Below are 12,054 nucleotides of genomic sequence, written 5' to 3'. Positions count from 1 at the left end.
ATGACGCTGACACCCGTCCTCAGTCGGCACTGGGACAATCCACGGTCCTGGACGCTGGAGACCTACACCGAGCACGACGGATACACCGCCCTGCGCAAGGCATTGCAGCTGCCACCCGACGACGTCATCCAGGCGGTCAAGGACGCGGGCCTGCGTGGTCGCGGTGGTGCCGGCTTCCCCACCGGCATGAAATGGGGTTTCATCCCGCGGGGGCCCGGCCCCGACGGTCTAGAGAAGCCGCACTACCTGGTGGTCAACGCCGACGAGTCGGAACCGGGCACCTGCAAAGACATTCCGCTCATGCTCGCGACCCCGCACACCCTGATCGAAGGCGTGATCATCGCGGCGTACGCGATCCGCGCGGCGCACGCGTTCATCTACGTGCGCGGTGAAGTGGTTCCGGTGCTGCGCAGGCTGCAAGCCGCCGTCGCCCAGGCCTACGCGGCGGGCTACCTCGGCCGCGACATCCTCGGTTCCGGATACGACCTCGAACTCATCGTGCACGCGGGTGCCGGTGCCTATATCTGCGGCGAGGAAACCGCGCTGTTGGATTCGCTGGAGGGTCGGCGCGGCCAACCGCGCTTGCGCCCGCCGTTTCCCGCCGTCGCCGGGCTTTACGCCTGCCCAACGGTCGTCAACAACGTGGAATCCATCGCCAGCGTGCCCGCGGTGATCAACCACGGCGCCACCTGGTTTCGGTCCATGGGTAGCGAGAAATCGCCAGGATTCACGCTGTACTCGCTCTCGGGTCACGTCACACGTCCCGGTCAATACGAGGCGGCGTTGGGCGTGACGCTGCGTGAGCTGCTCGGCTATGCGGGTGGGGTACGCGCAGGACACGAACTGAAATTCTGGACGCCGGGCGGCTCGTCGACGCCGCTGTTCACCGCGGAACACCTCGATGTCGCCCTGGACTACGAAGGTGTGGCCGCCGCGGGATCGATGTTGGGCACCAAGGCCTTACAGATCTTCGACGAGACCACCTGCGTGGTGCGCGCGGTGCTGCGCTGGACGGAGTTCTACGCCCACGAGTCGTGCGGAAAATGCACACCGTGCCGCGAAGGCACCTACTGGTTGGTGCAGTTGCTGCACCGCATCGAATCCGGCGCGGGCACCGAAACAGACCTGGACACGCTGCTCGACATCACCGACACCATCAACGGCAAGTCGTTCTGCGCGCTCGGTGACGGCGCCGCCAGCCCGATCGTCTCCTCGCTGAAGTACTTCCGCGCGGAATACGCCGAGCATCTGCGCGGCGGATGCCCCTTCGATCCGGCACGCACCACCGCATGGGCCGACCGACCCGCTGCCGCAGTGGAAGGACCGCGATGACCGCCACCGTCAATTCCGGCACCAGCGAAGTGACACCCGCCGAACTGGTATCGCTCACCATCGACGGCACCACCGTCAGCGTTCCCCCTGGCACGCTGCTCATTCGGGCCGCCGAACTCATCGGCATCCAGATCCCCCGCTTCTGTGATCACCCGCTGCTCGAGCCGGTCGGCGCGTGCCGCCAGTGCATCGTCGAGGTGGAAGGCCAGCGTAAACCGGTGGCCTCCTGCACGATTCCGGTCACCGAAGGTATGGTCGCGCGCACCCAGCTCACCTCGACCGTCGCCGACAAGGCGCAGGCCGGGGTGATGGAGCTGTTGCTGATCAACCATCCGCTGGACTGCCCGGTGTGTGACAAGGGCGGCGAATGCCCGTTGCAGAACCAGGCGATGTCGAGCGGTCGGCCGGAATCGCGCTTCGAGGGGGCCAAGCGCACCTACCCGAAACCGATCCCGTTGTCGTCGGCCGTCTTGCTCGATCGAGAACGTTGCGTGCTGTGCGCGCGGTGCACGCGGTTCTCGGCGCAGATCGCGGGCGACCCGTTCATCGAGATGGTGGATCGTGGTGCGCTGCAACAGGTCGGCACCGCGGAGGCCGAACCGCTCGACTCGTATTTCTCCGGAAACACCGTGCAGGTCTGCCCGGTCGGCGCGCTCACCGGCACCGGTTATCGCTTCCGCGCCCGACCCTTCGACCTGGTCTCCAGCCCGAATGTGTGCGAGCACTGCGCCTCCGGTTGCGCGCAGCGCACCGACCATCGCCGGGGCAAGGTGCTTCGTCGACTGGCGGGTGACGACCCCGAGGTCAACGAGGAATGGAATTGCGACAAGGGGCGCTGGGCCTTCGCCTACGCCACCGAACGCGACCGACTCACCACACCGCTGGTGCGCGCCGCCGACGGCCGCCTCGCGCCCGCCTCCTGGTCGCAGGCGTTGGATGTCGCCGCAGCGGGTCTGGCACGTGCGCACGGCAATGCCGGTGTACTCGTCGGCGGTCGCGTCACCGAGGAGGACGCGTACGCCTACAGCAAGTTCGCTCGAATGGCCCTGGACAGCAACGACATCGATTTCCGTGCGCGAGCGCACTCGGTGGAAGAGGCCGACTTCCTCGCCGCACGGGTCGCGGGCAGTCCGATGACGGTGGGCTACCGCGACCTGGAGACCGCGCCGGTCGTCCTACTGGTCGGGTTCGAGCCGGAAGAGGAATCCCCGATCGTCTATCTGCGGCTGCGTAAGGCCGCGCGCAAGCAGGGCCTGCCGGTGTATTCCGTCGCGGCACTGTCCTCACGTGGGCTGACCCGCATGTCGGGCACGCTGCTGCGCACGGTGCCCGGCGCGGAGCCACAACTGCTCGACGCGCTGCGCACCAAGGCAAGCACGCCGGGAACCGATGCCGAGGAACTCGCGCGAGTCGCGGATCTGCTGCGCGCACCGGGCGCGGTGATGCTGGTCGGTGAACGGATGGCGGGTATCCCCGGCGCACTGTCGGCGGCGATCCGACTGGCCGACGACACCGGCGCCGCACTCACCTGGGTGCCGCGCAGGGCCGGCGAGCGCGGAGCGTTGGAGGCGGGCGCGCTGCCAGGCTTGCTGCCCGGCGGGCGCCCCGTCGCCGACCCCGTCGCACGCAAGCAGGTGGGCGCGGTGTGGAACATGGCCGAACTGCCGGTCGGCGCGGGTCGCGATACCGAATCGATCCTTGCCTGCGCGCCCGAACTCGGTGCCCTCGTCATCGGCGGCGTCGAACTCGCCGATCTGCCGAATCCCGCGGCGGCACTGGCCGCTATCGAGACCGCGCCGTTCGTCGTCAGCCTGGAGTTGCGCCACAGCGCCGTCACCGACCGTGCGGATGTGGTGTTCCCGGTGGCGTCGGCGATGGAGAAATCGGGCACCTTCCGCACCTGGGAGGGCAGGGCCCGGCCGTTCGAGGCCGCGCTCGGCGACGACATGACACGCCGTCAGGCCGCGCCGCTGTCGGACCAGCGAGTGCTGCAAGCGATCGCCGAGGAGATGAGAGTCCCGCTGGGACTGCGCGATCGAGCGACCGCACGCGAGGAGCTCACCCGGCTCGGCGCTTGGGGCGGCACGCCGGCCGCGCCACCGGTGAATCTGCCGCAGCCACTCCCCCAGCCGATCGCTGGCACCGCCGTCCTGGCCAGCTGGCGTCTCCTGCTCGACCTGGGCCGGATGCAAGACGGTGAACCGCATCTCGCGGGTACCGCGCACCCGTCCGTCGCCTGCCTCTCGGCCGCGACGGCTGCGGAACTCGGTGCTGCGGAGGGGGATTCGGTGATCGTCGCCACCGACACCGGCCGCGTCACGCTGCCCCTGTCGATCGCCGATCTGCCCGACCGCGTGGTGTGGGTGCCGCAGCATTCACCCGGTTGCTCGATCACCGAACAGCTGGCCACCAAGCCCGGCGCGGTCGTGCGGCTGCGGCGCGCCGACACCGAGCAGGCCGAGTCACCGGCCGACCGAGGAGCGCAATCATGAGTGATCCTTCGTTGTTCGGCTACGACCCGCTGTGGCTGGTGATCGTCAAGGCCCTCGCGGTGTTCGTGTTCCTCATGTTGATCCCGCTGATCGCGGTGGTCGCGGAACGTAAGATCGTGGCGCGCATGCAGATGCGGATCGGTCCGCATCGCGTCGGTCCGTTCGGATCGTTGCAGAGCATCGCCGACGGCGTGAAGATGGCACTCAAGGAAGACATCGTTCCCGCCATCGTCGACAAGCCGATCTACATTCTCGCCCCCATCATTTCGGTGATCCCCGCCTTCATGGCGTTCGCGGTGATCCCGTTCGGCCCCGAGGTGTCGTTTTTCGGGCACAGGACCGCGCTGCAACTGACCGACATGCCGGTCGCGGTGCTCTATATTCTCGCGATCACCTCGATCGGGGTGTACGGAATCGTGCTCGCGGGCTGGTCGTCGGGCTCCACGTACCCGCTGCTCGGTGGCTTGCGCTCGACCGCGCAGGTGATCTCCTACGAGATCGCGATGGCGCTGTGTTTCGCCACGGTCTTCCTGCTCGGTGGCACCATGGCCACCTCGGGCATCGTCGCCGCACAGGAGGGCACCTGGTATGTGTTCCTGCTGCTGCCTTCGTTCCTGATCTATTGCGTCGCGATGGTCGGCGAGACCAACCGTGCGCCGTTCGACCTTCCCGAGGCGGAAGGCGAACTCGTCGGCGGGTTCCACACCGAGTACTCCTCGCTGAAGTTCGCCATGTTCATGCTCGCCGAATACGTCAACATGGGCACCGTCTCCGCATTGGCGACCACCCTGTTCCTCGGTGGTTGGCATGCGCCGTGGCCGTTGAACATGTGGGACGGCGCGAACTCCGGCTGGTGGCCGGTGCTGTGGTTCACGCTCAAGGTCTGGTCGTTCCTGTTCGTGTTCATCTGGTTGCGCGGCACGCTGCCTCGGCTGCGCTACGACCAGTTCATGGGTCTCGGCTGGAAGCTACTCATCCCCACGTCGCTGCTGTGGGTGATGATCGTCGCCACCGCACGGGTACTCGACAACGAGGGCTACCCCGTACAAACGCCCATCCTGGTCATCGGCGGAATCGTCATCACCGCCTTGATCATCGGCAGGTTCCTGCGCGCGGGCCGAGCCGCTGGGTCGGCGCCGCCGACCGAGGACCCCGACCGGCCGGACTCCACGGTGTTCCTCGGCTTCCCGACGCCACCGTTACCCGAGCGCACCGCCGACGCCCCACGTCCCGGCCTGTTCGACCCGCTGGCCGGGTTCGCGGTCACCGCCGCCACCATGTTCAAGAAGCCGAATACCGAGTTCTACCCCGAGCAGAAGGTGCCGACCGCACCCCGCTACCACGGCCGCCACCAACTCAACCGGTACGCCGACGGCCTGGAGAAATGCATCGGCTGCGAGCTGTGCGCGTGGGCGTGTCCCGCCGACGCCATCTTCGTGGAAGGCGCCGACAACACCGACGAGGAACGCTTCTCGCCCGGCGAACGCTACGGCCGCGTGTACCAGATCAACTACCTGCGCTGCATCGGCTGCGGCCTGTGCATCGAGGCCTGCCCCACCCGGGCACTGACGATGACCAACGACTACGAGATGACCGACGACAACCGCGCGGGCCTCATCTACGAGAAGGACCGGCTGCTCGCACCCATGGAGCCGGGCATGACCGCGCCACCGCACGCCATGGCGCCAGGCACCGACCAGGCCGACTACTACCTCGGCAATGTGCTCGGCGAGATCAGCCAACCCGATATCAGCTGGGAACCCCACGGCGCCAAGCAATCCGGTGCCGCCCGGAGCACGGAATCCCCACGAGAGCCCGCCACCGTCGGAACGCAGGGAGAGCCGAAATGAACGAACCCGACGGCGGCTGGGACCCGCATGACGTCAACGAGCCCGAAGGCGGCTGGGAACCACACAGCGACAAGGGATCTGGCGCCGACGACCTCCACGAGGACCCGCGATGAGTACCGCACTCATGGCCGCTGAGACGCTGACCCACACCTCCACCGGCGAAGCCGTTCAGTTCTGGATCCTCGGGCCGCTGGCCCTCATCGGTGCGCTCGGAATGGTGTTCGCCAAACGCGCGGTGCACTCCGCGATCTGCTTGGCCGCCACCATGATCACGCTCGCCGTGTTCTACATCGCCCAGGACGCGTTGTTCCTCGGGGTCGTGCAGATCGTCGTCTACACCGGCGCGGTGATGATGCTGTTCCTCTTCGTCCTCATGCTCGTCGGCGTCGACTCCGCCGAATCGCTGAAGGAAACGCTGCGCGGACAGCGCATCGCCGCCGTGGTGGTCGGCCTCGGCTTCGGGTTCCTCCTCATCGGCGGCATCGGCACCGGCCTGCGCGAATCCGGAATCGTCTTCCCCGCACACGGTTTCGGCGGGCGCGACGTGATCGCCGAACTGGCCGAACTGCTGTTCATCCGCTACGTGTGGGCCTTCGAACTCACCGGCGCCCTGCTGATCACCGCCACCATCGGCGCGATGGTGCTTGCTCACCGCGAACGCTTCGGACCACACAATGGACAACGCGAAATGTCACGACGCCGCTTCCGCGAACCCGGTCACCGCGCCACCCCTCTGCCCACCCCCGGCGTCTACGCCAGGCACAACGCGGTCGACATTCCGGCGCGACTGCCCGACGGCTCGTTCGAGGAACTGTCGGTGAGCACGATCCTGCGCCACCGTCGCTCCCGAGCGCTCACCGAGGCGGCCATCATCTCGGTCGGCAACCCCGGAAGCGTCGAGCACCCCGGTGCCCTCGATGAGCACAGCGACGAGAAAGGCCAGCGGTGAACCCCGAGAACTATCTGTATCTGTCCGCCCTGCTGTTCACCATCGGCGCGGCCGGAGTGTTGTTGCGGCGCAACGCGATCGTGGTGTTCATGTGCGTGGAGCTGATGCTCAACGCGGTGAATCTGGCCTTCGTCACCTTCGCACGCATGCACGACAATCTCGACGGGCAGGTCTTCGCGTTCTTCACCATGGTGGTCGCCGCCGCCGAGGTCGTCGTCGGCCTCGCGATCATCATGACCATCTTCCGCGCCCGTCGCTCGACCTCGGTCGACGACGCCAACCTGCTGAAGTTCTGACGTGGATACCGCAACGCTCGTCCTGCTGCCCGCGCTCCCCCTCGCGGGCGCGCTGATCCTGCTGTTGGTCGGGCGCCGCAGCAACGCGTGGGGGCACCTACTCGGCACCCTCATGGCGGTCGCGTCGTTCGTCGTCGCCGCGGTGACATTCTTCGGGATGCTCGGCCGCGACAGCGGAGCGCGAGCCATCGGTGCCGATTTGTTCAGCTGGGTGCCCGTCGCCGGACTCCAGGTGGACTTCGGGCTCCAGATCGACCAACTCTCGGTGTGTTTCGCGCTGCTGATCACCGGCGTCGGATCGTTGATCCACGTCTACTCGATCGGCTACATGAGCCACGACCCCGCACGACGCCGGTTCTTCGCCTACCTCAACCTGTTCCTGGCGGCCATGCTGCTGCTGGTCCTTGCCAACAACTACCTCGTGCTCTACCTCGGCTGGGAGGGCGTCGGCCTCGCCTCCTACCTGCTGATCGGGTTCTGGCACGAAAAGCCCAGCGCGGCAACGGCGGCCAAGAAGGCGTTCGTGGTCAACCGGGTCGGCGACATGGGCCTCATGATCGCCATGGTCGTGCTGTTCGCGACCTTCGGCTCCCTCGACTTCGACACCGTGTTCGCGAGCGCGTCGGGTGCCGGCGAGGGAACACTCACCGCGATCGGGCTGTTGCTGCTGCTCGGCGCGTGCGCGAAATCAGCACAGGTGCCGTTGCAATCCTGGCTCGGCGACGCGATGGAAGGTCCGACCCCGGTCTCCGCGCTCATCCACGCCGCCACCATGGTTACCGCGGGCGTCTACCTGATCACCCGCTCCAGTCCGGTCTTCGATCTGGCGCCGAACGCGCGGTTCGCGGTGATTCTCGTCGGCGCGATCACCTTGTTGTTCGGCGCGATCATCGGCTGCGCGAAAGACGACATCAAGAAGGCACTCGCCGCCTCGACCATGAGCCAGATCGGCTACATGGTGCTCGCCGCGGGCCTCGGACCCGCCGGATACGCGTTCGCCATCATGCACCTGCTCACCCACGGCTTCTTCAAAGCAGGATTGTTCCTCGGAGCCGGTTCGGTGATGCACGCGATGGACGACGAGACCGACATGCGCCGCTACGGCGGACTGCGAAAACTGTTGCCGCTGACCTACATCACGTTCGGCCTCGGCTACCTCGCCATCATCGGTGTGCCACCGTTCGCCGGATTCTTCTCCAAGGACAAGATCATCGAGGTCGCCTTCGATCAAGGCGGCGCCAGTGGCATCGCGCTCGGTGCGATCGCCCTGCTCGGCGCGGGACTCACCGCGTTCTACATGACCCGCGTGATGCTGATGACGTTCTTCGGCAAGCAACGCTGGAAGCCCGACACCCACCCGCACGAGTCGCCCGCCGTCATGACCGGGCCGATGATTCTGCTGGCCATCGGTTCCGTCGTCACCGGAGGACTGTTCGTCCTGGGGTCGTCGCTACAGAACTGGCTGGAGCCGGTCGTCGGGGCGCACCACGGCGAGGCGACCATTCCCGCGCCGGTGGTGACCACGCTCGCGCTGGTCGTCGTCGCGATCGGTGTCGGCGTCGCCTACCGGAACTACGCGCGGCGCGAAATTCCCGACACCGCACCGCAATCGGTCTCCGCGCTCACGGTCGCCGCACGCAAGGACCTCTACGGTGACGCCGTCAACGAGGCAGCGCTCATGCGACCGGGACGCCAACTCACGCGTGGCCTGGTATTCCTCGACAATCGCGGGGTCGACGGCATCGTCAACGGGACCGCCGCGCTGATCGGCGGGCTCTCGACGCGAATTCGCCGGGCACAGACCGGTTTCGTGCGCTCCTATGCCCTGTCCATGTTCACCGGCGCGGCGCTGGTCGCCGCCGCCCTGCTGGCGGTGAGGTTGTGGTGACAGATTTTCCCTGGATGAGCGCCCTGTGGTTGCTTCCGGTACTCGGCGCGGCCATCGTGCTGCTGTTGCCCGCCGCACAGCGCACGGTCGCGCGGTGGGTGGCCCTCGGCTCCTCGGTGCTCACCTTCACCCTTGCCGTGGTGCTCGCGGTGCGGTTCGACCCTGGCGGTGCCCAATACCAGTTCGTCGAGGATCACGAGTGGATTCCGGCATTCGGTGCCGGGTACACGGTCGGCGTCGACGGCATCGCCTTGGTGTTGGTCCTGCTCACCACCGCACTCGTGCCGCTGCTGCTGGTCGCGGGTTGGCACGACGACCGCGAGGTCGGCAGTGGACGGCGAGTGACACACACCTACGTCGCACTGACCTTGCTCGTCGAGGCGATGGTGCTGGTTTCCTTTGTCTCCCTGGACATCCTGCTGTTCTACGTGTTCTTCGAGGCGATGCTCATCCCGATGTATTTCCTCATCGGCGGCTTCGGCCCGCGCAGCGCGGACGGCCTGTTACGCAAGCAGCGATCGCGCGCCGCGGTGAAATTCCTGCTGTACAACCTCTTCGGCGGGCTGATCATGTTGGCCGCGGTAATCGGGCTGTATGTGGTCACCGCGCGGGACGGACTCGGCTCCGACGGTAGCGGTACCTTCGATTTCCGCGCCGTGGTCGAAGCGGCGAATTCCGGGCAGCTCGGTGCGGCACCCGCGGTACTCAACGCGCTGTTCCTCGGCTTCATGTTCGCCTTCGCCGTGAAGGCGCCACTGTGGCCGCTGCACACCTGGTTGCCGGACGCGGCGGTCTCGGCCACCCCCGCCAGTGCGGTGCTGATGATGGCCGTGGTCGACAAGGTCGGCACCTTCGGCATGTTGCGCTATTGCCTACAGCTGTTCCCGGACGCGGCGGGAACCTATGCGCCGCTGATCATTACACTCGCGGTGATCGGCATCGTCTACGGCGCGGTGCTGGCGATCGGACAGACCGACGTGATGCGGTTGATCGCCTACACCTCGATCTCGCACTTCGGGTTCATCATTCTCGGCATCTTCGCCATGACCAGCCAGGGCCAATCCGGCGCGACGCTCTACATGGTCAACCACGGCATCTCCACCGCCGCACTGTTCTTGATCGCGGGATTCCTGGTCTCGCGCAGAGGCACTCGGCTCATCGCCGATTTCGGTGGCGTACAGAAAGTCGCGCCGGTACTCGCCGGCACCTTCCTGGTCGCGGGCCTTGCGACACTGTCGCTGCCCGGTCTCGCACCATTCATCAGTGAATTCCTGGTACTGGTAGGCACTTTCGGCCGCTACCAGGCCGCAGCGGTGATCGCGGCGGCGGCACTGGTACTCGCCTCGTTGTATGTGCTGTGGCTGTATCAGCGCATGATGACCGGCCCGGTGCGGGAAGGTAATGAGCGGCTGCGCGACCTCGTGCCACGCGAACTCGTCGTGGTGGTGCCGTTGCTGGCGGCACTGGTGTTCTTCGGGGTCTACCCGAAGCCCGTACTGAATCTGATCAATCCCGCCGTGACACAGACACTCACCACCATCGGCCGCGACGACCCGACACCGTCGACTCCCCCGCAGCCCGAAGCGGTCGGCGCCGAACACCATGGAGAGGCACCGAGATGAGCCCCGTGACACCCGTGTTCGTCGCCGCCGAGTCGCTGCCCGCGCCGAGCATCGCCTACGGCACACTTTCGCCGATGCTCATCGTCTTCGGCGCCGCCGTGCTCGGTGTGCTCGCGGAAGCCTTCGTCGCCAAGCGTTTTCGTTATTGGACCCAACTGACGCTCGGTCTGCTGGGCTTGTCGGCCGCGCTGGTCGCCGTGATCGCGCTCGCGGGGACCGCCGAAACCGTGATGGGTGGCGCGGTGGCCGTCGACGGTATCGCGCTGTTCACCCAGGGCACCCTCCTCGTGGTGGCGATCCTCGCGCTGTTGCTGCTCGCCGAGCGCGGCGCCGAACCGCCCGTGCGGACGCACAAACCCGGTCCCGGCACCTGGAGTCTCGTCGATTCCCGTGCGGGGCGCCGGGTCGACGCGTTCACCCCGCAAGCCTCGGCCGTGCCCGGCAGCGCACACGAGCAAGCGGCGCTGCGCTCGGGAATCGCCGTCACCGAGGTCTTCCCGCTGGCTATGCTCGCCGTCGGCGGGCTGCTGCTGTTTCCCGCCTGCGACGACTTGCTCACCATGTTCGTCGCGTTGGAAGTGCTGTCGCTGCCGTTGTACCTGCTGTGCGGGCTCGCGCGCCGCAAGCGGCTGCTCTCCCAGGAAGCGGCGCTGAAATACTTTCTACTCGGGGCCTTCTCGTCGGCCTTCTTCCTGTACGGAGTCGCGCTGCTCTACGGACAGGCCGGGACGGTCCGCTTGAGCGGCATCGCGGACGCCATCACGTCGCACCACGACGACACCCTGCTGGCACTGCTCGGCACCGGGCTGCTGACCGTCGGACTGCTGTTCAAGATCGGCGCTGTGCCCTTCCAATCCTGGGTGCCCGACGTGTATCAGGGTGCGCCCACCGCGATTACCGCGTTCATGGCCGCCGCCACCAAGATCGCGGCAGTCGGTGCGTTATTGCGCGTCCTGCACGTCGCGGTGCCGAATCTGATCGACGATTGGCGCCCGATCCTCGGGGCGATCGCGGTGGCGACCATGGCGGTCGGCGCCGTCATGGCGATCACGCAGACCGACGTGAAGCGGATGCTGGCGTATTCGTCTGTCGCCCATGCCGGTTTCCTGCTCACCGCGCTGGTCGCCGCCACCGACCGCGGCATCAGCGCGGTCCTGTTCTACCTGCTGGCCTACGGCCTCGGCACGCTCGGCGCCTTCGGTGTGGTAACCCTGGTGCGTTCCCGTTCCGGCGACGAAGCGACCGACTTGTCGCAGTGGGCGGGCCTCGGCCGCCGCTCCCCCTGGCTGGCCACGGTATTCGCGTTGTTTCTGATCTCCTTCGCCGGCATCCCGCTCACCAGTGGCTTCGTCGGGAAGTTCGCCGTCTTCGAAGCCGCCGCCGCGAGCCGAGTGAGCTACCTGGTGATCGTCGGCGTGATCTGCAGCGCGATCGCCGCCTTCTTCTACATCCGCGTCATCGTCCTGATGTTCTTCACCGACCCACCCGAAGACGCCCCCCTCGTCGTCACCCCCACCCTCACCACCACCGTCATAGCCCTCACCGCAGCCGCCACCCTGGTCCTCGGCGTCTTTCCTCAACCCCTCCTCGACCTCGCCGCCGACGCGGGCACTTTCCTCCGCTGA

The 12,054-nt window shown here is 67.0% G+C and carries 8 protein-coding genes and 1 pseudogene; all 9 read left to right on the top strand.

From position 1 onward, the window contains the following. The 9 genes and pseudogenes from nuoF to nuoN all read left to right on the top strand — a co-directional run bounded on the left by nuoF (nucleotide 1) and on the right by nuoN (nucleotide 12,054). Entirely contained in the window at nucleotides 1-1,332 is a 1,332-nt protein-coding gene (nuoF, locus tag ABEA50_RS09955) for an NADH-quinone oxidoreductase subunit NuoF (RefSeq protein ID WP_345494958.1), read from the top strand. After that, nucleotides 1,329-3,824 carry an NADH-quinone oxidoreductase subunit G gene (locus tag ABEA50_RS09950; protein WP_345494957.1) on the top strand — a complete coding sequence of 832 codons (2,496 nt, stop codon included), beginning with the start codon at nucleotides 1,329-1,331 and terminating at the stop codon, nucleotides 3,822-3,824. Before nuoF ends, ABEA50_RS09950 begins: the two co-directional genes overlap by 4 nt. After that, nucleotides 3,821-5,056 (top strand): annotated as a pseudogene (nuoH, locus tag ABEA50_RS09945) (NADH-quinone oxidoreductase subunit NuoH); the annotation flags it as partial. The gene ABEA50_RS09950 and the pseudogene nuoH, both read left to right, overlap by 4 nt. Before the next feature lie 45 nt (nucleotides 5,057-5,101). Next, complete coding sequence (gene nuoI, locus ABEA50_RS09940; protein ID WP_425577636.1) at nucleotides 5,102-5,674, top strand: NADH-quinone oxidoreductase subunit NuoI; 573 nt, start codon at nucleotides 5,102-5,104, stop codon at nucleotides 5,672-5,674. A gap of 109 nt (nucleotides 5,675-5,783) precedes the next feature. Continuing rightward, nucleotides 5,784-6,623, top strand: a complete 840-nt coding sequence (locus ABEA50_RS09935) for an NADH-quinone oxidoreductase subunit J (protein WP_345494956.1) — start codon at nucleotides 5,784-5,786, stop codon at nucleotides 6,621-6,623. Beyond that, the gene (nuoK, locus tag ABEA50_RS09930; RefSeq protein WP_345494955.1) at nucleotides 6,620-6,919 is read left to right on the top strand and encodes an NADH-quinone oxidoreductase subunit NuoK; all 300 of its coding nucleotides are present in this window, start codon (nucleotides 6,620-6,622) and stop codon (nucleotides 6,917-6,919) included. The genes ABEA50_RS09935 and nuoK overlap by 4 nt, the downstream gene beginning before the upstream one ends. 1 nt (nucleotide 6,920) lies before the next feature. Then, nucleotides 6,921-8,807 (top strand): NADH-quinone oxidoreductase subunit L, encoded by a 1,887-nt coding sequence (nuoL, locus tag ABEA50_RS09925; protein WP_345494954.1) that lies wholly within the window; start codon nucleotides 6,921-6,923, stop codon nucleotides 8,805-8,807. Then, a complete protein-coding gene (locus tag ABEA50_RS09920) occupies nucleotides 8,804-10,429 on the top strand; it encodes an NADH-quinone oxidoreductase subunit M (protein WP_345494953.1) in 1,626 nt (541 codons plus the stop codon). Before nuoL ends, ABEA50_RS09920 begins: the two co-directional genes overlap by 4 nt. Continuing rightward, nucleotides 10,426-12,054, top strand: coding sequence for an NADH-quinone oxidoreductase subunit NuoN (gene nuoN / locus ABEA50_RS09915; protein ID WP_345494952.1), 1,629 nt, complete (start codon nucleotides 10,426-10,428; stop codon nucleotides 12,052-12,054). The genes ABEA50_RS09920 and nuoN overlap by 4 nt, the downstream gene beginning before the upstream one ends.

Origin of the sequence: Nocardia callitridis (assembly GCF_039543305.1) — a bacterium.
Taxonomy (GTDB): domain Bacteria; phylum Actinomycetota; class Actinomycetes; order Mycobacteriales; family Mycobacteriaceae; genus Nocardia; species Nocardia callitridis.
This window is presented reverse-complemented; position numbering and strand designations above follow the sequence as displayed.